This is a genomic window from Clostridium sp. 10cd* (assembly GCF_044336395.1).
Lineage (GTDB): Bacteria > Bacillota_I > Bacilli_A > Erysipelotrichales > Erysipelotrichaceae > Clostridium_AQ > Clostridium_AQ innocuum.
In genome coordinates this window covers 3,816,614-3,841,249 of the sequence record NZ_CP172347.1, presented here as the reverse complement: position 1 = coordinate 3,841,249, position 24,636 = coordinate 3,816,614, and the positions used below count along the sequence as shown (strand labels likewise).

Genomic DNA, 24,636 nt, shown 5'->3' with positions numbered 1-24,636 from the left:
GCAACCTCATATTTTGGATACTGCTGCATGCGTCCCAGAGCAGTGCATAAGCAGGATGCCGGACAGACCTGGTCCCACATAGGATGACATTTGAAAAATAGTTATGTGCAGCATTTCACAGCAGTTGCCTTCCTTTTGAAGGGAGCTGCTGTTTTTCTTTTCTGCGATACACTAAAGTCATGGATATTTTACCTCGCTTATAGTAAAATAAAGGAACGAATGTTTGAAAGGTGGGCTTGCATGTCCTTATTTGAGAAAATGGATCCATCCTTCTTTACCATACTGGTATCGAAGAACCGGGATATTTATGTGGATCTGCTTCTGCAGATTCATGACTGCATTTATCGCAATCAGACCATGAGTATGGAGCGTGCCCTGCTTCAGGATTTACTGGAAGATTATGTGCAGGATAAAAAATATGAAATCGACTTTCAGGAGGAAGCGGAATACAGCGATATCGAGAATGAGCTGCGCAGTGAGAAGGATGTTTATGACCGGGATATCCAGTTTCTGTTACGGCTGTTTGAGAAGCATACCTGGATCAATGTCGATCTGCATATGGATACGATGAAAAAAATGGTGTCTCTGCCCTATCACAGCCGGGTGTTCATCTCCTTCGTGAATGATATTATCAAGGAACGGGAACAGATCGGCTATCTGATTCGCATCCATGCCTCCCTGAAGGATATGGATGATCCCGTGAAAATAGAAGACAGCTATCAGCATATCCGTAATGCCTATGCCGATTTCAAGGAGCTGATTCTGACACTGGAACAGACCAATGCCAGAATACGGGATTATTATGCGATTCAGGTGAAAAAGGCATCAACGAAAATCTATCATGATTTCTTTGATGTTTATTATGGTGATATTGTGGAGGGCTATGTTTTTCCAACTCTTGTGGAGGACAGCTTAAAACGGTTTAAAAACCCGGTCGCAGGTATTTTGGAAACCCTTCTGCAGGAGGAAGCAGTCAAGGAGAAAATTGTAGACAGTGCGGTAAGTCACTATCGTGTTGCCAGCCGTGATACGGCAAAAAAGCATATCGAGGAAATGCTGTATGCCATGTACAATGATTTGAATATCGTGGAAACGCTGACTGCCCAGCTGGTGGACAGCGACGCGGGTTACCGCAGACTGGCAAAGCAGAAAATTATGTATCTGTGCAACAGTGATCAGGGGTTAAAGGGAAAGCTGGTGGAACTGATCCATCATATGAAGGAAGAGCCGCAGAGAGTGTGTGAGCAGATCAGTGAATCCATCAATATCCAGCAGACCCGCTACATGGAGCGTGATGAGGTGTACACCTTTGAACGACGCAGGCGTAGGGATGAGCGGGAAGTGATGACCTTCACCTTTGAAGAGAGCACCCAGAATCAGGAGGAGCTTGAAAAGCGCATTGGCTTTGACCGCTACGCTCGCTTTACCCGTGAAAGCATATCGGCTTACTATGCAGAGAAGCTGCATGGGGAAGCGGTAGGAAAGCTGAAGGATATCGGGGTGAAGGATATGGATGACTATATCCGCTCCATTCTGGTGTATGTATATGGAAGAGACCGCAAAATGGATGTGCAGGCAACCCTGATTCCGAATCAGACGGAAGGGATTACAGAAGGGGATTTCCATTATCCCAATCTGTTGATTAAAAGGAAGGTAACAAAATGAAGGTAGAACAACTGGATCTGAAGGACCGCGAGGAATTCGGACGGATCGTCAATATATTACTGGCAGAAAACTGCATTTACCAGTATGCGAAAATCAGACAGTTTGAGAAAAAGGAACGAAATGCAGACTATGTGTTTATCCATGATCACTGGGACTGCTTTGAGGAATATCTCCGCTATGCGGGATGGCTGCTGTGCAGGGAGCGTTCATCTTATATGGGGATGATTTATCTGGTCAATGAGCGGGAGGACTGTAGCTGCCGCTATCGTCTGACAAAGCTGGAAACGCAGCTTCTGCTGATTCTGCGTAATTATTATGAGGAGAAAATGCTGGAGCTGGATGCATCTCTCACCATACGTATTTCTGTCAATGAGCTGCTGCAGCTGCTGGTGGATGTGCATGCGATGGTAAGCGTAAGGCCTTCGATGCAATACATCCATGCGGCATTACAGTCCCTGCAAAGACTGAATATTCTTCAGAAATACACACAGGGGGATGAGGAGCTGATCTGGGTACTGCCTTATATCACCTGTGTTCTCACACCGAAGCGGGTGGAGGAAATTCTGATGAAGCTGCGTAATGAGGAAGGAGAGGAAGACGATGAAGCTGAAGAAAATGCTGCTGGTCAACTGGCTGTATTACGAGAAGACGATCCTGAGCTTTGAGGATATCGTCTTTCTGAGCGGTAAAACCGGAGAGGGAAAGTCAGCGCTGATTGATGCCATGCAGCTGGTTATTCTTGGTCGAACCGACAATTCCATTTTCAATAAATCCGCAAATGATAAAACAACCCGTGATCTGATGGGATATCTGAAGGGCAAATACAAGGATGGTACCTTTAAGCGTGATAAAGGGATGTTCAGCTCACATCTGTGTATGGAATTTGAGGATGAACAGCATAGAATTTACTGCTTTGGTATCGTATTTGACGTAAACGGGCCTACGCGGGGGGACATGGAGCATTGCTACTATATGATGAATCAGCCGATTCCCGGGCATTGCTTTACGGATGAGGGAACGGTATTCAATATCCGTCGTATGAAGAAGCTGCTGGCCAGCTTTCAGGATCGCAGCTGCCGTTCCTTTACCACACATATGGATTACAAAAACTATTTCCGTCAGCGCATGCTGATCAAGGACCAGCGGTTTTTCGATGTCTTTAAAATGGCAGTTGCATACACACCGATGATGAATATTTCCGAATTCATCGTAAAAAATATCTGTCAGGAGGAAGAAGACCTGAATCTCGAAGAGATGCAGGAGGAAATTCAGGATTACCGGCAGATGAAGGAACAGCTGGAAACGGTACAGCAGAAAAAGGCCCAGCTTTCCCTGATCCATGAACAGTATACGGATATATGCGGGGAACAGGAGCGTGTTGCGAACTTGCGTGTGGAGCAAAAGGCAGCTGTATATCACGGTATGCTGGTGGAACATGATGAGGCAGCCGCGCAATATGAGGTATATACAAAGAGCTATCAGAAGCTGACAAAGGAATCAAGGGAAACCGAGGAGCAGCGGGCACTGCTGGAACAGAACATGGAAGCCTTACGGGATGCACGCAGGGATAATGCGGCAGATATTCTGGAACGAAAGATACAGGCGCATCTGGAGCAGCGAAACACCCTGCAAAGAGATACGACCGCCGTTCAGCAGCAGCTGGTTACGAAGGGAGAATTTCTGAAGGAACAGATAGAGCAGCTGGAGGAAATCGAGGATTATGACGGCTTGCAGCTGGAGGACTTCGATCTGTCCGGAATCAAGCTGGCTATACAAAGGTCCGTGCATGCGGCACAGCAGCTGGCTGCGTTTAACATGGAAGCCTATATGGATATTCAGCGACAGATGAGAGACATCGAGAATACCCTGTCCACGGTGCGCCAAACCATGCAAAACAGTCTGCAGACATGCAGGGAGGAGCAGGAGGTGCTAGCGGCAAATCGCCGTGCGCTGGAAGCCGGGAAAAAGACATATCCGAAAAAGCTGCTCGTTTTAAAGCAGGAGCTGGAGGAACGGCTTTATCAGCAGGTGGGAAAACCGGTAGAGGTATGCATACTCGCAGACCTGTTCAGCATTCAGGAGGAGGCGTGGACAAATGCGATCGAAGGCTACATCCATAACCAGAAGCTGAATCTGGTGGTTGAGGCAGAATATTTCATGGATGCCTATCGCATTTACCGCTCCATTAAGGAAGAAAAAAAGATTCATACCTATTCCATTGTGGATATCGCAAAGGCAAAGCCGGGGAAACGTCCCGATGCAAAAACACTGTATGACTGCGTGCAGGTGGAACGCGAGGATGTGCGCCCCTATGTGGAATATCTGCTGGGCAGAGTCGTATGCTGTGAAGCGGAGGAGACACTGCGAAGCTATCCGGTAAGCATCACCAGCGACTGTATGCTATACAGCGGCTATGCAGTGTCGCATATGAATCCGGAATTGTATAAGGTACCCTTTATCGGTGCCGATTCCATAGAAAAGCAGCTGCAGGAGCTGATTATCCGCCAGCAAAAGCTCACCTCCACCTGCCGCAAGCTGGAAACAGTCACAAGGACATTGCAGGCGGTACAGCTGCAAACCGTTATCAGTGATGACTTTATCCGTCAGCTGGAGGATGGACTGTGCAAGGCCAAAGAGGTGGAGCAGCTGGAACAAAAGATCAAAGAGCTGCGTGACGCTCAGACACCGGAATCCCTGCAGGAGCTTCTGCTGCTGGATCAAAAACTGGATGAGGCAAAGAAAAAGAAAAACGAACTGTATATGCTGCAGGTGGAACAGGAAAGCCGGCGCCGTCAGCTGGAAGGGGATATGAAGCTTTGCAATGCACGTATACAGGAGCTTCAGCAGCAGGTTAAGGAAGCGAAAAAGCCCGAGCAAGGCATACCGGACACAATCGGGGCAATCACCACGGCAGACGGTATCCGCAGGAAACAGAAACAGCTGGAGGAAGCACTGCGGGAGCTGAACAGCCGTGTTGAAATTTCCAAGCTGGAGCTGATAACGAAAAAAACACATTACAATGATACCTTCCGCATTGCCCTCAACCCGAATTTTTTATGCGATGATTATGAGCGGGAATATGAAAAGCATTCGGATAATATTGTTGAGGACTATATCGATAAATGCCGCCTCGCACAGCAGAAGGCATATGAGTGCTTCCAGAATAATTTCTTTAGTGCGCTCAATAGTAAAATCGAAAATGTGCGAATGCAGATTGACCGGTTGAACCGCTCTATCCGCAGGCATAAATTCGGCCGCTCCAGCTATGAATTTGTGTGTACCTGCAATGAGGATTACCGTGAGTATTACAATCTGATCACCAACAAGGAATTAAACGGGCACAATCTGTTGAACACGAAGGTGTATGAGGAAAATGAGGAGCTGATTCATGAGCTGTTTGATAAAATTTCTTCCTTATCCTCCATGCAGGACCCCAAAAAGTATCAGGAGCTGCAAAAAGAGGTTCAGCTGCTTTCCCGCTTCACCACCTATCTGAAATTTGATATTCTGGAAAACGGAAACTCGCTGCGTGCCACGATCGGCTCCAGCTCCGGTGGAGAAACACAGACACCGTTTTATGTCGCTGTACTGGTATCGCTGTTCAGCGTATATGATGCAGGAAACGACGGTCTGCAGCTGGCAATCTTTGATGAGGCCTTCGATAAAATGGATAATGAGCGAATCGAGGAATGCATTTACCTGTTGAAGTCACTCGGCTTTCAGGCAATTATCGTAACACCGACGGATAAGATATCCAATCTGAGCAAGGTTGCGGATGCGACGCTGATTGCGACAACGGATGAGAAAAACGGCCAGCGGGTTTCCACCGTTCAGAAATGGAGTCAGAAAGAAAACATAGCCATCCCCGACTCGGAAATGAGACAGGAAGAAGTATAAAAAAAACAGCTCAAAAGCCATCTGTAAATAGATGCTTAGGAAGCCGGATTCGGCAGAGGGATTCCTTTCTGCAAAATAGAAATTCGGCTTCCTTTTTTCTATACCTTATGAAGAAAGAGCGGACCAGTCTTGTATGGAAGTAAGCATTGCGTGTGAACCGTATATATGTAGAAACAGTTTGCTCCTATTTTCAATAAAAATGAAATTCATGATGGAAAACACATTGATGCGCACAGCTTGCTTTCCTATAGTATAATAAAATCAGAAAGGCAGGTATCTATATGTATCGGAATTATGATCATGTTTGCTGTCCATCGTGCGGCAGCAGGAATCTGCGCATCATCGAGGAGCGAAACAATGAAAGCTACAATCTGCCAAGCGGCATTCTTGGGGCTATCTGTTTTGGTCCGATCGGGATGCTGTGCGGACTGTGCTGTGCCGATGGCGAGCGCAGAAGAACCATCTGTATCTGCAATGACTGCGGTACCAGATTTAATCGATGAATCCGGATGACATCTGGCTCTCCCTGATGCATCTGTTTTCCCGTTCCTGCCATCAGAAAGCAGAGCGCAGCTTCTTTATTCACGGCTATCAGTGTCCCGTATGTGCAAGATGCAGCGGACTGTATCTCGGGTATGGCTTTGGCATTCTGCTGTGGATGTTTTCTGTAACGCTGCCGCTTGCTGTTTACGGTCTGTTTATGCTGAGTATGCTGATTGACTGGGGACTTCAGGCGGCAGATGTTCTTCCATCGACGAATGTGCGAAGATTTGTGAGCGGGGTTTTGTGCGGTATTGCCGTGATTGGTATTTTTCATGCACTTCTGCAGGCTATTTTCTGAAAACTGCTTACGATGATTGAGCAGACTGAAATAAAGTAAAAAGGGTAATCGTATAGAAGGAAAAGGAGTGGTGCTATGAAAAAGAAACAGGAGGATCTGCGTACAAAGAAGCGTTCGGATATTCGGCTGATGCTGGGAGGCTGGTATTATACGTGGCGCAGATATATTGGATGGTATACATCAAAACGGCAGTTTGCCAGCGGACACGGAAGTGAGGACTATCCCAATGTCTGCTTTCAGCATAAAAGTCTGCTGAAGTGAAATCTGACAAAGGAAGAGGAGGTTTATCAGGAGAATAAAATTGTGAACCTTCGCCTAGCGGTGGAGAAGCTGGACGGTATCATCGTCTATCCGCAGGAAACGCTGAGCTATTGGAAAACAATAGGGAAACCGTCGGCATCCAAGGGCTATAAGAAAGGCATGATGCTGAAGGATGGAACAATTGTATACGGAATCGGCGGCGGGCTGTGCCAGCTGTCCAACCTGCTGTTCTGGATTACGATACATACACCGCTACAGGTTGTGGAGCGCCACCGTCATGGGTATGATGTGTTCCCGGATGCCAATCGCACACAGCCCTTCGGCAGCGGGGCCACCTGCTTTTATCCCTATGGTGACCTGATGATCAGCAATCCGACGATCAGCCCTTTCAGCTGCGGCTTCATGTGGGAAAGACTCATCTGCATGGAGAATGGAGAATGCTGCATCCTCTGCAGGTACGCTATGAAATTGTTGAGCGCAATCATGAAATGCGTAGGGAATGGTGGGGCGGCTACAGTCGTCATAATCAGCTCTACCGTCTGATGCTGTCAAAGGAGGGAACGCTTCTGGAGGAGCAGCTGGTTGCTGAAAACCACGCAATGATGATGTATCAGCCGCTGCTGGACGCACAAGTAAAGGAAAACAACGTCTGAAGGAGAACACACTTTGAAATATTTGTAGTGTGATGTCCTGTTCATAGAAATGAATAATGTGAAACCAGAGGAGGATGTTATATGAAGGATTTCTATGAAGCCCTTGCAAGCAGCGAAAGAAACGCAGCAATTCCCAAGGAGGATGATTTCTTCGGAATGCTGATTGGCAGCTGGTACATCGATTACGTGGACAATGCAACAGGCGCAGTGCGAAAAGGGGAATGGCATTTTTCCCGGGTGCTGGAAGGAATGGCAGTGCAGGATGTGATTGTATTGCCGCACTTTGAATACGGGACAACGCTTCGCATGTATAATCCGGCTACCCGTACATGGGAAATTGCCTATGGCTATACCGGAAGAATCATGCGCTTTGAGGCGAGAAAGCAGGAAGACAGGATTGTTCTTTCCAGTCTCGAAGACGAGCACAGAAAGTGGGTGTTTGCAAAGATTGCAGAAAATCACTTCCACTGGCAGGATATTATGGTACAGCAAGACGGGGAGTGGCAGGTCAATTATGATTTATATGCAAAAAGGATGGAATGAATGCTGCACGCAGCCGAGAAAAAAGCTTCCTGATAATGAAGTCTCAGGTTGTTTACGAGACTGTAAGCCGGTATGCTTGAGGACAGGGCAGGATTTCCCGATTTCCTGTCAGGAGGACGCTGTCATACAAAAAAATTAGAAAGTATTGCAACGATCAGCCATTGAGGCTGTATGAGGAGATTACACGTATGATATATACATTCACAGAAAACCTATACAGACAGGGAAACCGGTATTTTATAAGGATCCCCTTCAATGTCTGGGAGACATGTAATCAAAAGGGGATGCTCCCTGTAAGGGTAACGGTGGAAGATACTGTGTTTGAATGCAAGCTGATTTCCAAAGGGGCAGGCACTTATTTTATACCGGTATCGAAGGCTGTTGTACAGCAGCTTAACAGCGAGGTGAGCTACCTGTTTCGTTTGAAATCATCCGTGAATTAACCAGAATTAACAAGAACGGTCCCTATACAACAGACCATCCTGTACGAAAAATAGATCATATACAGGAGGTGGTATATCCGAAACCGGGATATTGCGGGCAAATCTGTATCGCTATGCTCAGCGGTCTTCCTATAGAAGAGGTTATCGACTTCATGCAGACGAAGCCATGGCAGTGTTCCTTATCGAGAGTGATGGAGGCATTGCATTATTTTGGTATATCTCATGAGGATAGGATGACCTACACAAGAGGAAAGGCCTTTGCATTTCCCAAATGCTGTATCGTTACGGTACGGGATAAACCAAAGAACCATCTTGCTTTATATTATAACGGAAGATTTTTTGAAGCAAGACATATTGAATTTGAGGATATTATCGGCTATCTGACTATCCATACGGGATAACCCAGTGCCCGGGATACACATGTGCTGCTGATGCAAGCTGTATGAAATAAACTTAGGATATAAATGTCTTTACAAAGGCTAAAGGAGAAGGCGAATGGAAAAATACAGATACATGATGATGCTTAAAAAAAGCAAGACCTACAACAGAATGACAAAGAAGGCTGTTACGGAGCATGTGGAAAACATAAGAGGACTGGATGATGCGGGAAAATTGGAAATCTGCGGTGTGTTCAAGGGATATCCGGGAATGGCTGGCATGTATATTCTGAAAACAGACAGTCGTGAGGAAGCGGAAGCGCTATGCGAACAGGAGCCGCTGGTTATCCAGGGATATGCCACCTATCAGCTGGTTACCTTGCAAATTGCGGATCGTGAGAATAATTATTTATTATAATCATATGGTGATATGTGTTTCATGTAAATAAAGAAATGGCATGGACTACATGGATCTCAATAAGCTGGATCATGATCAAGAACAGGGGCTGATACATCGTTCAAACGGTGAATCTGGGCCCTTTTTTTGATGTAAGAAGCAACCATAGCGGCATCGCATACTTTTCCACTGTTTACAGGCGCTATCAACTGCCTCCGGGCAAGCGTATAAACACGGATAAAGGGAAAATCCATTAGAAAAATTACAAAGATGGCTTGCTGTATTACAATTATGAAAGGTGAATGTAAGGGACATCCATGGCACACTTCTGTGAAATTTTCTATAATTTCTGTAGAGATGAGGTGCTGCTATGAAATTTTCAAAATTGGCTTTACGAAATGTAAAGAAAAGCTATAAGGATTATTTTGTCTACTTTATGACACTGATGTTTTCCGTATGTCTGTTTTACACCTTCAATTCCTTTTCCTCTCAGGAGCAGGTATTGAATCTGAGTACGTCGCAGTCAACCGTACTGAAGACGGTCGGACAGTTTATGAATGTACTGTCTGTGTTTGTCGCAATCGTTTTGGCTTTTTTGATTCTGTATGCGAATAACTTTCTGATTCGCAGAAGGAAGCAGGAGTTTGGAATTTATATGCTGCTGGGAATGCCGAAACGGGATATCTCCAGAATTCTTGTATATGAAACAATGGCAGTCGGATTTCTTTCTCTGCTGAGCGGTCTGTTGCTGGGTGCGCTATGCTCCCAGCTGCTGGGAATCTTCAGCGCTGGAATGCTGCAGGTATCGATGAGCTTTCGTGTAATATTTTCCATACCGAGTGCAATAACAACAAGTATATCCTTTACGGTGATATTCGTTATTATCATGCTGTTGAATACCAGAGTGATCGCAAAGGTGAAGCTGATTGATCTGCTGCAATCAAAAAAGAAGATGGAAAAGGCAAGAATCCGCAGACCATGGATGTCCGTGCTTGTTCTGCTGATTTCTCTGACGCTGCTTGCAACGGCCTATTATCTGGCAACATCCTCGCTGCAGACATTTGCTGTCATGCTTGTACCGATTCTGGTGATTGGCGGTATCGGGACAATCCTGTTCTTTATGTCTCTGTCCGGCTTTCTGTTACAGTTTATCCGTCTCAGCAAGCGTACCTATTACCGCAACCTGCATATGGTTGTTTTGCGGCAGATCAACGCGAAAATCAGCTCTGCAAGTACCTCTATGGGAATCGTCTGTCTCATGCTGCTGCTTGCTATCGGTGCATTGTCCTGCGGCTTTTCACTGCATCACAGCCTGGTTGACAGTGTGGATCAGACGACACCGTATATGTATACGTACATGCAGGACGAAAATATAAGCGAAGAAGCTATGAAGCAGCTGCTGAACGTGCAAAAGGCCAAACGCTGGAACAGGGTGAATGTGTATACCGACAGGGATACACTGAAGGCGATTCTTCCGCTTATGGAAGACTATGATACCGGTAAGCTGTATGCCGGTGCACCTTTGGAATATATATCCGTGAGCGACTACAATAAAGCTATGGAATCACAGGGAAATAAGCCCGTATCCATTCATAACAAAGAAGCATTCTTCATTAGCGCAAAGGAAGATATTCTGGATGCTCTCACTGCCGTCGGTGATGCGCATAAGACGATATCCGTATATGGTCACAAGCTCAAGCTGGTAAACGCCCGGGAAACCTCCAGCTTTCTCTGCACCAGTCCCATGCCGGAAATCATGCTGGCAGTCGTTGTACCGGATGCGGTTGTACAATCCAAAGCACCCGTCAGGACCTACTGGAATATCGATCTTGCCAGGGAGGCGCAGGTTTCCGCATATCAAGCGCGGGTTGAAAAAAATATCACGGATTATGCCAGGCAGACAGGAATGCAGGATTACCGGTATTCCGGAATCACACGGGATGAGGTCAGGGAAAACTCTCTCGGCTCCGGTATGCTCTTTGTTTACATCGGCCTGTATCTGGGCATTGTATTCCTTGTCTCCAGTGCAGCTGTTCTGGCACTTCAGCAGCTGAGTGATGCGGATGACAGCAAATCGAACTACGACATCCTGCGTAAAATCGGTACACCGCAAAGGATGATAGATCATTCCATTCTGGGACAGATTGCCATATATTTTATGCTGCCGCTCAGCCTTGCCATTGTGCATGCTATGGTCGGTGTTCCTGTGGTATCCGGTGCCTTCTCCTTCCTGTTTGGACTGCAGAATATGTGGAAAACAAATCTGATGACTGCGGGTATCGTCCTGCTGATTTATGGGACATATTTCCTGATTACGTATTACGGATACCGCATGGCGGTGCAGGGTCCAAGACACAAGCAGAAGAAGCAGTAAGCTTAGCGGAGCAGCTCCCAGTCCTTTGTCTGATTTGACGGATACAGCATCCGACTATTAAGCGCAATACGCTGATTCATGCGATATCTTTCATGCTGCTCCTGAACGCTCTGCTCATGTGTGGAATTCGGAGAATACCTTAGAAGGCGGATTCTCTATTCGGTTGCAGTACGATGACATTTATAAAAAATTTCGGATTTAGGTAACTTTGCTAAGAGGAAGGTCTTAGGTGAGGAAAGATTATGAGGCAGGGTATCGCCGGGTGGAGAGGTTTTTGAGGGAATACACAGATACAGAGGACAGTAAAAGGATAGCCGCAATGTATGTGACAGATGCCTCCTATTGTGGAATACTCAATACTGTTGGATAATCTGGAAGAAGAGGCGTTTACTGTAAAGTATATACTGGTATTATATAAGGAATCAATTTCATTCAAATGAAGTCGATTCCTTTTTAGCATGCTTATCAGGACAACCAAAGCATGCGCTCTATTGAATATTCACCTTTATAGCCTCGTGTCTGAAAGGATATTCAGCATCCTCCTGAATGGTGCTATTGGACACCGAAATAACCTGAACATCATATGGCCCTTTGATATGGGGCTTTCATTTTTATTTGAGAAAGTCCTTTCAAAAAGGAAAACAAAAGGAAAGGGGAAAATGTTATGAGTGGTGATGATTTGTACTGTGCATGTGCATCAAGGGCAATCCTTAGTGACGGTTTGAGGAATGTTTTCCTTCTGAAGTGGTGATTGCGCGTGTAAGCTGTACGATGGGGTATATCCTACAGGATATACAGCTATGCAACCATCGCAATCGGGACCTCTTTCTGATATTTTATGAGGTAAGCCATCCGGAAACAGGCACATAAAAGAAGCGGAGGCGGAGAATCCTGAGCTGATAAGAAAAGGTCATTGCACACAGCTGCGCTATCAAAGCAGAATACACTTAAGGGAGAATGTTAGAGGAATAGCCAGCTGGTATTTCATAGTGATTGAAAATCAACATTGGATGAAAAAGGATACCTGTGTGCAACATGCAGGGGGATAAAGGCATGTAAGGCAACCTGCAATTTTAGCTCGTGCCATTTGTAAAACAGAGATAAGACTTATTGACAGATGATCGTTTGGGCAGTATAGTTAGGTTGCTAATAATTAGGATGCTAATTATGGAGGTGGCACTATGAAAACTGCATTTCACTTTATGATGTTTAAAACATTTCATGCACAGAGAAACAGAATCCGTCAAAATATGCAGGAATTCGGATTATCTCCCGGACAGCCAAAGGTTTTGCGCTATGTGGCAGCGAATCGCAACTGCATGCTGAAGGAAATCGCTGCAGCCTGTGATGTGGAATGTGCGACTGTATCCCGGATTCTCAATAATCTGGAGGAACAGAACATGCTGAAGCGCCACGTTGTGGAAACAAATAAGCGGGCTTTGTCCATGCAGATACTGCCTAAGGGAGAACAGGCACTGGCGGCTTGGGAAACACATTGTCATCAGGTGGAAGCCGAGTCCTTACAGGGCTTTAGTGAACAGGAAAAGGAACAGTTCCGGGAATATCTGGGTAGAATGTATCATAATCTGACTGGTAAACAGCTGGATTGATCATGAAGGAAGGAAAAAAGGAGGAAAACAGATGTTGAAACGAATGTGGCCCTATATGAGCCGATATAAAAAATATCTGGCAATCAGCTGCTTCTGCGTTGTTGCGGAAACAGTATTTGAATTGATTATACCGATCATCATGGCGGATATCATTGATATCGGTGTTGCGAATGCGGATAAGGATTACATCCTTATAAAGGGAGCGCAGATGATTGCCTGTGCATTGATTGCTCTGGTGCTTGGGATACTATATGCCCGATATGCCGCAACCGCCGGACAGGGCTTTGGTGCAGAGCTGAGAAAGGATGAGTTTGCGAAGGTGCAGAGCTTTTCCTTTGCGAATACGGATCATTTTTCCACATCCTCGCTGATAACCAGACTGACGAGTGATGTGACGATTTTGCAGACAGCAATCAGTAACGGAGTTCGTCCGATCGTACGATCCCCTGTTATGCTGCTGACCGCACTGGTGCTGACCTTCACCATCAATGCCCAGCTTGCCGTCGTCTTTTTGATTGCGATTCCCGTTTTAGGAATAGCGCTGTTTGTAATCGTGCGAAGGGTGGGGCCGCTGTATCGGCTGATGCAGGCATCCATCGATAAGGTAAATACCATCGTACAGGAAAATCTGAATGCAATCCGCGTTGTGAAATCCTATGTTCGCGGTACCTATGAAGAAGAAAAATTCGAAGAGGTCAATGACAGTCTGCGCTCAGCAAGTGAACGCGCATTTCGCACCTCTGTATGGAATCTGCCGCTGTTTCAGCTGGTTATGTATACCACGGTTGTCTGTATCATCTGGTTCGGCGGGAATATGATTTTTGCCGGTACGATGAAGGTGGGAGAGCTGACCGGATTTCTGAGCTATGTATTGCAGATTTTGAATTCTCTGATGATGATCAGCAATGTCTTTTTGATGCTGACAAGATCCATTGCCAGCGGTGAGCGTATTCTTGAGGTGCTGGACGAGGAGGTGGATATCCGTGATCTGCCACAGGCAACAGCGTCTGTGCAGCATGGGGATATCGCGTTTGATCATGTGTATTTCAAGTACAGGGAGGAGGCAGAGGAATTCGTTTTGAGTGATATAACGCTGCACATTGAAAAAGGCAGCACGGTCGGTATTCTCGGTGGTACCGGTTCTGCGAAAACCACGCTTGTACAGCTGATTCCACGACTTTATGATGTCAGCGACGGTGAAATTCGCATTGATGGGAGAAATGTTCGAGAGTATCCGGTGGAGCATCTGCGTGATGCCGTAGGAATGGTACTGCAGAAGAATACGCTGTTCAGCGGGACGATTCGTGAGAATCTGTTATGGGGTGACGCACAGGCCAGTGATGCAGATATAGCATGGGCATGCCGTATCGCATGCGTGGACGAGTTTATCAGCAGCTTTCCCAAGGGCTATGATACTGACCTTGGACAGGGCGGTGTCAATGTTTCCGGTGGACAGAAGCAGCGTCTTTGTATTGCACGGGCATTGCTGAAGCGTCCGAAGGTACTGATTTTCGATGATTCCACCAGTGCCGTCGATACCGCTACAGAGGCCAGTATCCGGGAAGGTCTGGCATCCCTGAAGGATACAACGAAAATCATTATCGCACAGCGTGTCACCTCGATTCAGCATGCGGATCAGATCGTTATTCTGGACGATGGGAAAATACATGCCATCGGTACGCATGATACGCTGCTTGCATCGGATCCGATCTATCAGGATATTTACTATTCCCAACAGGAAGGAGCTGGTTTATAATGGCTAAACAGATTACAGGCAAAAAGCCGAAGAATATGAAGAAAACCATACGTACCTTTCTGCGTTATCTGGGTAATCATAAATTTGCACTGCTGCTTGTGGGTGTACTGGTCATTGCCAGTGCCGGGGCAAACCTGTACGGCACCTATCTGCTGAATCCATTGATTGATAATTACATTCTTCCTCATGACTATGACGGACTTGTGCGGGCGGTTCTGTTCATGGGACTTATATATGCAGGAGGAGTTTTATGCACAGCGGTATACAAACAGCTGATGACACATACGGCGCAGAGCATTGTTAAGGAAATTCGGGAGGATTTGTTTTCCAAGATGCAAAAGCTCCCCCTTCGCTTCTTCGATACCAACACACACGGGGATGTCATGAGTCATTTTACCAATGATCTGGATACGGTACAGGATGCCTTGAACAACTGCTTTGATAATCTGATTCAAAGCTTTGTCATGATTACCGGAACACTGCTTGCCATCCTTCTGCTGAACTGGAAGCTGTCACTGATTGTTATGTTCTTCATGGTTATCATGTATCTGATGATTCAATATTTCAGTAAAAAGAGCAAATACTATTTTTCACATCAGCAGGCCGCCATGGGAAAGCTGAACGGCTTTATTGAGGAGATGGTTGACGGTGTCAAGGTGGTTAAGGTATTTAACCATGAACAGAAAAATTATGAGGAATTTGAACGTCGCAATGAACGTCTGCGCAGGGCGAGTACGGAGGCATTGACCTATTCCGGCAGAACGATTCCAACGGTTGTCAGCATTTCCTATTTCAATTATGCCATTGTCGCATGTATCGGTGGATTCTTTGCGATTGGTGGAGAAATCGGACTGGGGGCACTTGCTTCCTATCTGGTGTATGTACGCCAGACAGCGCTGCCTATCAATCAGTTTACCCAGCAGCTGAACTTCATACTGGCCGCAATGGCCGGAGCGGAGCGTATCTTTGGAATGATGGAGGAATGCGAGGAGGTGGATGAAGGCCGTGTTACCCTGACCCGTGTTCGAAAGCTGGAAACCGGCAGATTGCAGGAATGTCAGGAATATACCGGGCACTGGGCATGGCGGCATCCGCATGAGGACGGCAGTGTAGAGCTTGTGGAGCTGCGCGGGGATGTGCGCTTTCATGATGTCGTTTTCGGCTATGAACCAGGGGTCACAATTCTGAAGGGAATCAATCTGTATGCAAAGCCGGGGCAGAAGATTGCATTTGTCGGCAGCACCGGTGCAGGAAAAACGACAATCACCAATCTGATCAATCGGTTTTACGACATTGAAAGCGGCAGCATCACCTATGACGGTATCGATGTCAAGCTGATACACAAGGATGACCTGCGTCGTTCCATTTCCATCGTATTGCAGGATACACATTTATTTACCGGAACGATAGCGGATAATATTCGCTATGGTAATTTGCATGCGGATATGGATGATGTGATCAACGCGGCAAAGCTTGCCAATGCACACAGCTTCATTAAGCGTCTTCCAAACGGCTATGACACGATGCTGAGCGGGGATGGAGCCAATCTTTCTCAGGGCCAGCGGCAGCTGCTTGCTATCGCAAGAGCGGCAATCGCTAATCCGCCGGTTCTGATTCTGGATGAGGCAACCAGCTCGATCGATACACGTACAGAGAAGCTGATTGAAAAGGGGATGGACCGGCTGATGGAAAATCGAACGGTTTTTGTGATTGCACACCGCCTGTCCACTGTGCGTAATTCCAATGCAATTATGGTTCTGGATCATGGAGAAATCATTGAGCGCGGAAGTCATGATGAACTGCTGGAGGATAAGGGAAGGTATTATCAGTTATACACAGGACAGTTTGAATTGGATTGATTTAGAATAATCAGGTATCTCATGAAAACGGGATACCTTTTTTTTTGAAGGCTTTACGGTATTACGAAATCAGTTGTATAGTTATTGAAACTAGATTGTACAATTACTTTGATTATGTTATACTGTAAATGTAATTTGAATGCTTAGTTTTATTCTTTAGAAAACGGAGGTAACCCTATGAACAAAGAAAAAATTGCTGTCCTCGTCGATACCTGCTGTGATGTCCCGCAGACATTTGTAGAGCAGTACCATATGTATGTCATCCCGTTAAAGGTAGTATATAAGGATGCGGAATACCTCGATGGTGTTGATATTACACCGGAGCAGGTATATCAGGGCTTGGAAAGGGAGGTTCCGAAGACCTCGCTGCCAAGCGGAGAGCGTATAACAGAAATTTTTGACCAGATTCGAGCGGACGGCTTTCAAAAGGTAATTGCAATCACACTGTCCAGCGGTCTGAGCGGAACGAATAATATGATTCATCTGATTGCGGATCAGCTGGAGGATATGGAAGTATTCATCATGGATACGAAAAACATATCGATTGGCGGCGGATTTCATGCCATTCAGGCAGCCCGCTATATTGAGGACGGATTGTCCTTTGATGAAATAAAAGCCAAGCTGATGCGCGGTATTGATCAATGCAAAGTTTTCTTTGTAGTGAAGACTCTGGAATACCTGCAAAAGGGTGGAAGAATCGGTCTGGTCGCATCGCTGTTTGGTAATGCCTTGAATCTGAAGCCGATCATCTCCTGTAATGATGAGGGAATTTATTATACGGTCGCAAAGGTTCGCGGAAGAAAGCAGTCAATCACCAAGACAAAGGAGCTTGCTTTGGATTTTGCGCAGGGACATAAGCGATACAATGTTGCTATTATGCACGGGGATGCACAGGAGATGGCAGAGGAGATTCGTGACTGCATTATGAAAAAGCTTCCGGGTACTGATGTATTTATCATGAAACAGGTATCTCCTGTACTGGGCGTGCATACCGGTCCGGGTACGCTGGGAATCTGTGTGCAGATACTGGATGAGGCTTAATTAACATAAGAAACAGAAGAACGCTAACTTAGGTGGGCTTCTGTTTTTTATCAGGAATATCGCAGCTTTACAAAGATTGGCAACGATGTATAACCACACGAGTAAATACAATGATTTCTTCCTTTGAAGGAAATAGCTTTAGGATAAGAAAAAAAGACTGAAGAACTCAGGGATTTGTCAGGCTGCGAAACGTATGAAAAAGACGATTAAGTATATTGGAGAATACACAGCTTTGAATATTACTATTCTAAGTAATTGTCAAAATGTAGAAAGCTAGCATTGGCTGTCATTTTCTATGCTTGCTGGATTGGGTTTATGATAGGTATAGCATTGTTTTGATAACTCCATTTACATTTTGCAGTACAGGATGGATTTTTTGATAAAAAAAGAAAAATAAATGTTGACTTACAGCCGGTTTGAATATAAACTATTAGTTAGGCACTTATGCCCTTGTAGCCCCGGAAACTACATAGGAGGATATCAACATGCGCCAAACAACATTTGCAAAACCTGCTGAAGTTGAACGTACTTGGTACGTTGTTGACGGAACAGGTAAGACATTAGGTCGTTTAGCTACAGAAGTAGCATCAGTATTAAGAGGAAAACACAAACCTACTTACACACCAAACGTGGACTGTGGTGATTTCGTTATCGTAACAAACGCTGACAAAATCGAGCTTACAGGAAACAAGCTGGACACTAAAAAATACTACAACCACTCTGGTTATGCAGGAGGACTTCGTACACGTACTGCACGTGTCATGAAGGACAACTATACGGTTGAATGGGTCGAAAGAGCTATTTACGGTATGTTACCTCACACAAAACTGGGTGACAAAATGCGTAGACACCTGTTTGTTTACGAAGGTAGTGAACATCCACACACAGCTCAGAAACCAGTAGAGCTGAAAATCAAAGGTTAGGAGGAATAAGAAATGGCAGCTAAGAAAAATACAGTAACTTACAATGGTACAGGACGCCGTAAAACTTCTGTTGCTCGTGTCTTTATGACTCCGGGTAGTGGTAACATCTCTGTTAATGGGAAAACATTAGACGAGTATTTGCCACTGGAAACTTTACGTATGGTTGTTCGTTCACCACTTGAATTAACAGAAACTTTAGGTCAGTTTGATATTAAAATCAACGTTCAAGGTGGAGGTTATACAGGTCAGGCTGGTGCAATGCGTCACGGTATCACACGTGCTTTAATGGAAGCTAGTGCTGATTATCGTCCTGCACTGAAAGCAGCAGGATTTGTAACACGTGATTCCCGTATGAAAGAGCGTAAGAAATACGGTCTGAAAGCGGCACGTCGTGCTCCTCAGTTCTCAAAGAGATAGAAAGCACTTGTTTTCTATGCTCACGTACACTTACGTGTGCTCACAAAAGCCCCATTTTTATGGGGTTTTTTGTTGTTTGCATGAGTGTGTGTGCGTGATATGGAGGTTCTAGTTAGATAGCATGCCTGCGCAGAGTTTTTGCGTATCCTGTGGTATAAGATTCAATTATGCAGTAGCCTCATCATTAGCTCGTTCCATCTTAAAAAACGCAGTTGCTAATCATCACAAATCAAGGAATACCTTTAAACGAAGAATAGCATAAAATATCATGCATAAAAATAAGAATACTGCTAAACTATTCCTATAAGAAAGTTCTGAAAAGGAAGGGATTATATGAAGTATACAAAAGCAACAGCACGCACCTTATATCTAACCGGTTCAAGCTATGAAATCGGATTTCGTCTTGGAGACGTAATTTCTAAAGACACTGTTTGGCGGAGAAAGTGTGTATCTCACAATAACAAAATGAATCAGAATAGATTAGAAAAAATAAATAGTCTATTGGATATCTGGTGTCCGGGATTATGTGATGAATTGAAAGGAATTGCAGATGCACTTCATGTTGAGCCCAAGGATTTATATTTCTATCATATGACACATCTGGTACCGAATTGTTCACAAATCGCGGTATGTTTCTCAATCACAAAGGAAAAAAAGCCTCTACTTGCACGCAATTTTGAGTTCTCCGATGAAATTGAGGATTTCACTTTGATAAAAACCTCTGTTACGGGAAAATACACGCATATGGGAACCTCTATTCTGGCCGCCGGGCGAGATGATGGCATAAATGAATATGGTCTTGCTGTCACCATGACCTCCTGTGGTATGCCAGTTGTGGATTTGCCATATATGAAAACGCCCTGTATAGAGGGACTGCAATACTGGATTGTTGTTAGAGCTCTTTTGGAAAACTGCCGTAATGTGCAGGAAGCATTATCGTATATAAAGGATATGCCAATTGCCTTTCACATGAATATGATTATTTTTGACAAGGAAGAACATGCCGCTCTGATTCAAACCTATGCGGGTATGAAGGCGATTCGCTGCATCACGACTGAGGAAGCACTGCTATTCACAACAAATCATGCGGTTTTAGACGATTATAAGCATTTGGAATCTGGTGCCTTTAAGCACAGCGTGCGACGGTATCAATATATCGAAGGGAAATTATCCAATAAAACGGATATCACACGAAATACCTTAAAGGAAATGCTGTTATCCGATTATCCTGAGGGGTTGTGCTTTCATCACTACAGGGAAAGCTTTGGCACAACTAAAAGTATGATCTTGTCCCCTTTTGACAATACTATTGAATTATGCTGGGGTGGTCTTGCAAGAAATACTTGGAGATGCTATTCTTTAGATGATATACAGGAGGAGCAAAGGGACATTGCTCTTGCTGTTGAAACAGATTAGAAGGATATATTTGAATGGATTCCTCTGTAAAGGAGCAGCTTATGGACTATAAAAAAGTGCTGGAGCAGGCAGTGATTTATATAGAGCAGCATTTAAATGAAGCGTTGAGTGTAGAAGAGGTCTCTAAGGTTACCGGTTATTCCTATTATCATTTGAATCGTCAGTTTATTGCGGTATTAGGAGAAAGTATAGGAAATTATATTAAGAAGCGCAGATTGGCAAATGCTGCGCAAAAGCTTCTTTACACAGATGAAAAGATTATTACGATTGCGCTTGATAATAATTTTGAATCAGCTGAAGCTTTCAGCCGTGCATTTAAAAGTGTATATAAAGTGAATCCATCAACATATCGAAGCAATCGTATTCATACATTTGCCTCAGGAAAGCAGCGTCTGAATGATGAAAAAATAACACATCTGATGGAGCATATAAATGTTCATCCAAAATTTGTTGAGCTTCCTGAAATTGAAATTGCAGGTATCCGTAACGAAGTATCACTGCATCAGGATGAGCTGAAGGAGCATTGGGAAGCATTTTACAAGCTGCTTCCGGAGCAATACAGAAATCGCAGAAGATTTGGCGTTTATGAATCCTGTGACAATCTGACCCATTACATGATTCATGAGGATATGCAGTTTCATGAGGTATTGGGGTTCGAGATGAATGCCGCAGATATGATTTCGGACACTTTTGTGCGCCGTAAGATTCAAAAAGGACGTTATGCAGTATTTACCCATCATGGTGGTTTACAAACGCTGTCACAGACAATTAATTATATCTGGGGAACATGGATTCTTTCAACAAAAGAGGTGCTTGCTTCCAGAGATTCTTTTGAGCTGTATGATGAGCGGTTTCACGGTTATGCTGATGCGGATACAGAAATCGATATTTATGTGGCGATACAATGAAAGCAGTTATATAGGGGAATGGATTCACACATATAAAAATGTGCTTTTCGCATATGCCTGTCTGTGAATGGTGTGGTAATTATAAGAAGGGAGGACTCTTATGCTTTACAAAGCGACTTATTTTTCGCCCGTTGGAAAAATAACATTGGCTTCAGATGGTGATAACATAATCGGTTTATGGTTAGAGGGTCAGAAATATTATGGCGGCACACTGACTGAAAAATGCATCACGAGGGAGAATATTCCTGTTTTCCTATCCGCTAAAGCTTGGCTGGATAAATACTTTGCGGGTGAAAGACCTTTGATTGAGAATCTTCCGCTTTTACCAAAAGGTGGAGAATTTCGACAGAATGTGTGGAAGCTTTTATGTCAGATTCCGTACGGAGAGGTGGTGACCTATGGGGATATTGCAAGAAAAATGGCAGTTGTCACAGGTCAGCCGAAGATGTCTGCACAGGCAGTCGGCGGTGCTGTTGGTCATAACCCGATATCCATTATCATCCCATGTCATCGTGTAGTTGGCACAAACGGCAGCTTAACTGGCTATGCAGGAGGAATTGATGTGAAAATCAAATTGCTTACACTGGAGGGGGCAGATATGAAGAGGCTGTTTATTCCGAAAAAAGGTACAGCTCTGTGATTGACAGATTTCCTCTGGAGACTGCGAAATGACAGTGTATCTGGATTATATACTACCAATGCTGTATGCCCTTATAGAACTTACAGTAGGTTCACCTAAAGTAATTGCTTTGGAGAGATAATCTATGCTATGGTCTAACTGGCTGCTACTGCTTTAAGCCGACACACATGTGTTTATGTATGCGTAAGGTTCAGAAAAGCTTTCTGTATACGGATGAGGTGATGACGGATACAATCAAGCATTTATTAAAGCTATTGTTATATTGGGAGTAAGCTTACAAGCATGCTGTATACATGAATTGTAGAAACAATATGTGGCTTTATGAGTAGTGCAGTAGAAATACAGACGCCTGCATATTTGAGTTTTCAGAGCAGAAAAAAAAGGATTATATACGGTCTCATTAATGATTCGCATATAGTCCTTTTCGTTTATTTTTCGCTTTGCGGATAATAGCATTTTAAGAAAGCTTCCTTGAATTCCGCAAACCGATCCTCCAGAATTGCCTGTCTTGTATTCTCTGTAAGGCGAATAATAAAGCGTAGATTATGCAGAGTAGCAAGGTTGAAATATTTGTGCTTACCCTCTGTGCTTCCGGATTTCCACAATGCACGAAGCTCTCCGCGCGTCCATCCGGCTTGACAGGTTGGGCAGTCACAGTTCTCATCCAGCAGAAGCGGACTGTCTGTAAACTTTGACAGCTTGATAGGGCCATGCTTTGTATACAGCTTTCCATGCCTTGCTTCACGGGTTGGCGCAACACAATCAAAGGTATCTGCACCCATTTCTGTACCAATCAGAATATCGTCAGGATGGGAAAGACCAAGCAGATGCCGCGGCTTGGTTTCCGGAAGCTCTTCACAGCACCAGCGCAATATGTCACCAAGGCTTTCCTTTAGAAAAGCACCGCCGAGACCATAACCATCAAAATCCATTTCAGCAAATCTTTTAGCGGTTGAGCGGCGCAGGTCCTCCCAGCGTCCACCCTGTAGAACACCATAAAGTGACTGATGATATCCAAGATCATCACAGTGCTTTTTGTGTTCATTTATACTACGGATTGCCCAGCGCTCTGTACGGGCCAAAGCCTCAACATTATATTCATAACTGTCCGCAAGGGATGTCAGCTCATCATAGGCCATATGAATATCAGCACCGATTCGGCATTGGATTTGCATGGATTCCTCAGGTCCGATAAAATCCTCCTGATCTGTAAACGGGTCATGGAATCTGACACCATCCTCTGTAACATGTGCAAGTCGATCTTTGGGATCTGTGTTTATGACATCATTTTCCCGCTTCATACTGACTACTTTTCCCATACCGGATCCCAGAGACATAACCTGAAAACCTCCGGAATCTGTCAGTGTAGGTCCGTTCCAGCCGGACCATGACGCAAGTCCGCCGTTTTCAGCAATTTCAAAGGAGGCATTACGCAAGTGGTATCCGTTACTCAGCATAGCCTGCGCCTGTATCAGGTACAAATCCTCCATAGATACAAATTTCACTTCACCCTTTGTACCAACACTCATAAATGCCGGTGTCTTGATATCCCCATGGGGTGTATGAATAATACCGGCACGGCCAAGCTTGCCTGGTATCCGCTTTATTATTTCAAAGCTGAATGTATTGTTATTTTTATAGTTTGTCATCTGTTATCTTACCTCTTAATAAGTTTGCTATGAATGCTTCTATCGGTGAGAATACAATTTCAAAGCCGATTCCCAGAACATAGGCGAATACTGCCTGTGCAAGAAACTCCTGAAAAGTAAGGACGCCGATAAATGCAATTGTCTCAAATATGACACAATCAATAATATGCGCAAAGGCTGAAGAGCCCAGCGCACGCGCGATAAAGCTGGAAGCGAAAAATCCGTTTCCGTTTTTTAATCTTGTGAATATATAATTGTTCAGGAAATTTGAACAAACATATGCTGTCAGCGAACCGATAATAATGCGGGGAGTAAATCCCAAAACACTTGCCATAGCAGCTTGCATTGTCCATCCTTCATAAGGAGGAAGCGCGATTACTATATAAAACACGATAATCGCAAGTATATTAATAAAGAAACCAGCTAGAATAATATTTTTGGCAATCTTTTTTCCATAAAATTCAACAATCAAATCTCCGATAATATAAGTGATCGGAAATACTACGACACCTCCATCAACTGCAATACCAAAAAAATTCCATAGCTTTACTGCTGCTAAATTTGAAATTAACAGCGTACTCGCAGAAATCGTTGCGAAATAGATTAAAAGCCTGAGTTTAAAATTTGACATGGAAGTATTATAACATAATTTTTTTAGAATGCGAACTATTGAATACAGATCGATACGGTTAGATTACTATCGTTTTATGTTAGTGATGTAGAATTAGAATTAAAAAAATGAAAGGACCTTACAGGGATGCTATCTGTGGAAGTTCGCAGGAGCACGTAAGTTTTCATGCCAATGTGTGTGTTCTCATTACAACGGTTAATTTATATGCAGAACAATGACTTTGGCCTTATTTGAAAAGTGGCGGGTTCTATATATGGTGAGGTATTCTTATAGAAGAAGCCTGACAGAATAATTAGATTTTTAAACTTGGAAAATGACATTCGCAAAGGAAGCAT

24 protein-coding genes are annotated in these 24,636 nt (G+C 44.5%); 22 read left to right on the top strand and 2 right to left on the bottom strand.

The genetic code is table 11. The features are described from left to right. Positions 1–240: 240 nt before the first annotated feature. The 22 genes from ACG3M1_RS19160 to ACG3M1_RS19055 all read left to right on the top strand — a co-directional run bounded on the left by ACG3M1_RS19160 (position 241) and on the right by ACG3M1_RS19055 (position 22,021). Positions 241–1,665, top strand: coding sequence for a Wadjet anti-phage system protein JetA family protein (locus ACG3M1_RS19160; protein ID WP_002605793.1), 1,425 nt, complete (start codon positions 241–243; stop codon positions 1,663–1,665). Continuing rightward, positions 1,662–2,330 carry a DUF4194 domain-containing protein gene (locus tag ACG3M1_RS19155; protein WP_009270551.1) on the top strand — a complete coding sequence of 223 codons (669 nt, stop codon included), beginning with the start codon at positions 1,662–1,664 and terminating at the stop codon, positions 2,328–2,330. The genes ACG3M1_RS19160 and ACG3M1_RS19155 overlap by 4 nt, the downstream gene beginning before the upstream one ends. Further along, positions 2,266–5,562, top strand: coding sequence for an ATP-binding protein (locus tag ACG3M1_RS19150; RefSeq protein ID WP_395814418.1), 3,297 nt, complete (start codon positions 2,266–2,268; stop codon positions 5,560–5,562). The genes ACG3M1_RS19155 and ACG3M1_RS19150 overlap by 65 nt, the downstream gene beginning before the upstream one ends. Positions 5,563–5,843: 281 nt before the next feature. Beyond that, a complete protein-coding gene (locus tag ACG3M1_RS19145; protein WP_065532179.1) occupies positions 5,844–6,065 on the top strand; it encodes a hypothetical protein in 222 nt (73 codons plus the stop codon). Continuing rightward, positions 6,062–6,403 carry a DUF2085 domain-containing protein gene (locus ACG3M1_RS19140; RefSeq protein ID WP_002605789.1) on the top strand — a complete coding sequence of 114 codons (342 nt, stop codon included), beginning with the start codon at positions 6,062–6,064 and terminating at the stop codon, positions 6,401–6,403. The genes ACG3M1_RS19145 and ACG3M1_RS19140 overlap by 4 nt, the downstream gene beginning before the upstream one ends. Positions 6,404–6,478: 75 nt before the next feature. Beyond that, positions 6,479–6,664: a hypothetical protein gene (locus tag ACG3M1_RS19135; RefSeq protein ID WP_008816719.1), complete on the top strand. Its 186-nt coding sequence runs from the start codon at positions 6,479–6,481 to the stop codon at positions 6,662–6,664. A gap of 42 nt (positions 6,665–6,706) precedes the next feature. Continuing rightward, on the top strand, positions 6,707–7,207 hold the full coding sequence (locus ACG3M1_RS19130; protein WP_395814415.1) for a VanW family protein: 501 nt from the start codon (positions 6,707–6,709) through the stop codon (positions 7,205–7,207). A gap of 191 nt (positions 7,208–7,398) precedes the next feature. Next, positions 7,399–7,860 carry a hypothetical protein gene (locus ACG3M1_RS19125; RefSeq protein ID WP_008816721.1) on the top strand — a complete coding sequence of 154 codons (462 nt, stop codon included), beginning with the start codon at positions 7,399–7,401 and terminating at the stop codon, positions 7,858–7,860. A 188-nt stretch (positions 7,861–8,048) separates the two neighbouring features. Next, positions 8,049–8,303, top strand: coding sequence for a DUF1905 domain-containing protein (locus ACG3M1_RS19120; protein ID WP_008816722.1), 255 nt, complete (start codon positions 8,049–8,051; stop codon positions 8,301–8,303). A gap of 68 nt (positions 8,304–8,371) precedes the next feature. Further along, positions 8,372–8,704 carry a hypothetical protein gene (locus ACG3M1_RS19115; protein WP_021420717.1) on the top strand — a complete coding sequence of 111 codons (333 nt, stop codon included), beginning with the start codon at positions 8,372–8,374 and terminating at the stop codon, positions 8,702–8,704. 94 nt (positions 8,705–8,798) lie between these two features. Then, positions 8,799–9,098, top strand: a complete 300-nt coding sequence (locus ACG3M1_RS19110) for a YciI family protein (protein ID WP_002605784.1) — start codon at positions 8,799–8,801, stop codon at positions 9,096–9,098. A gap of 349 nt (positions 9,099–9,447) precedes the next feature. Continuing rightward, positions 9,448–11,451 carry an FtsX-like permease family protein gene (locus ACG3M1_RS19105; protein WP_008816724.1) on the top strand — a complete coding sequence of 668 codons (2,004 nt, stop codon included), beginning with the start codon at positions 9,448–9,450 and terminating at the stop codon, positions 11,449–11,451. A gap of 229 nt (positions 11,452–11,680) precedes the next feature. Further along, complete coding sequence (locus tag ACG3M1_RS19100; protein ID WP_009588799.1) at positions 11,681–11,821, top strand: hypothetical protein; 141 nt, start codon at positions 11,681–11,683, stop codon at positions 11,819–11,821. An 811-nt stretch (positions 11,822–12,632) separates the two neighbouring features. Continuing rightward, positions 12,633–13,061 (top strand): MarR family winged helix-turn-helix transcriptional regulator, encoded by a 429-nt coding sequence (locus tag ACG3M1_RS19095; RefSeq protein ID WP_008816725.1) that lies wholly within the window; start codon positions 12,633–12,635, stop codon positions 13,059–13,061. Positions 13,062–13,092: 31 nt separating this feature from the next. Next, positions 13,093–14,817 carry an ABC transporter ATP-binding protein gene (locus ACG3M1_RS19090; RefSeq protein ID WP_009270547.1) on the top strand — a complete coding sequence of 575 codons (1,725 nt, stop codon included), beginning with the start codon at positions 13,093–13,095 and terminating at the stop codon, positions 14,815–14,817. Next, positions 14,817–16,676, top strand: a complete 1,860-nt coding sequence (locus tag ACG3M1_RS19085) for an ABC transporter ATP-binding protein (RefSeq protein ID WP_395814412.1) — start codon at positions 14,817–14,819, stop codon at positions 16,674–16,676. The genes ACG3M1_RS19090 and ACG3M1_RS19085 overlap by 1 nt, the downstream gene beginning before the upstream one ends. Positions 16,677–16,853: 177 nt before the next feature. Then, positions 16,854–17,717, top strand: a complete 864-nt coding sequence (locus tag ACG3M1_RS19080) for a DegV family protein (protein ID WP_002605779.1) — start codon at positions 16,854–16,856, stop codon at positions 17,715–17,717. A gap of 485 nt (positions 17,718–18,202) precedes the next feature. Next, on the top strand, positions 18,203–18,640 hold the full coding sequence (rplM, locus tag ACG3M1_RS19075; RefSeq protein ID WP_002605778.1) for a 50S ribosomal protein L13: 438 nt from the start codon (positions 18,203–18,205) through the stop codon (positions 18,638–18,640). Between the two features lie 12 nt (positions 18,641–18,652). After that, a complete protein-coding gene (gene rpsI, locus ACG3M1_RS19070; protein WP_002605777.1) occupies positions 18,653–19,057 on the top strand; it encodes a 30S ribosomal protein S9 in 405 nt (134 codons plus the stop codon). Positions 19,058–19,390: 333 nt separating this feature from the next. Continuing rightward, positions 19,391–20,473 (top strand): C45 family autoproteolytic acyltransferase/hydolase, encoded by a 1,083-nt coding sequence (locus tag ACG3M1_RS19065; RefSeq protein ID WP_008818640.1) that lies wholly within the window; start codon positions 19,391–19,393, stop codon positions 20,471–20,473. Between the two features lie 41 nt (positions 20,474–20,514). Further along, a complete protein-coding gene (locus ACG3M1_RS19060) occupies positions 20,515–21,381 on the top strand; it encodes an AraC family transcriptional regulator (protein WP_036745291.1) in 867 nt (288 codons plus the stop codon). Positions 21,382–21,481: 100 nt separating this feature from the next. Continuing rightward, complete coding sequence (locus ACG3M1_RS19055; RefSeq protein WP_008818642.1) at positions 21,482–22,021, top strand: methylated-DNA--[protein]-cysteine S-methyltransferase; 540 nt, start codon at positions 21,482–21,484, stop codon at positions 22,019–22,021. A 428-nt stretch (positions 22,022–22,449) separates the two neighbouring features. Here ACG3M1_RS19055 and tgt read toward each other — a convergent pair whose 3' ends face one another. Together tgt and ACG3M1_RS19045 are read right to left on the bottom strand one after the other, a co-directional pair. Continuing rightward, the gene (gene tgt / locus ACG3M1_RS19050; protein WP_002605773.1) at positions 22,450–23,670 is read right to left on the bottom strand and encodes a tRNA guanosine(34) transglycosylase Tgt; all 1,221 of its coding nucleotides are present in this window, start codon (positions 23,668–23,670) and stop codon (positions 22,450–22,452) included. After that, positions 23,657–24,301, bottom strand: coding sequence for a queuosine precursor transporter (locus ACG3M1_RS19045; protein ID WP_008818643.1), 645 nt, complete (start codon positions 24,299–24,301; stop codon positions 23,657–23,659). Before ACG3M1_RS19045 ends, tgt begins: the two co-directional genes overlap by 14 nt. Positions 24,302–24,636: the final 335 nt, after the last annotated feature.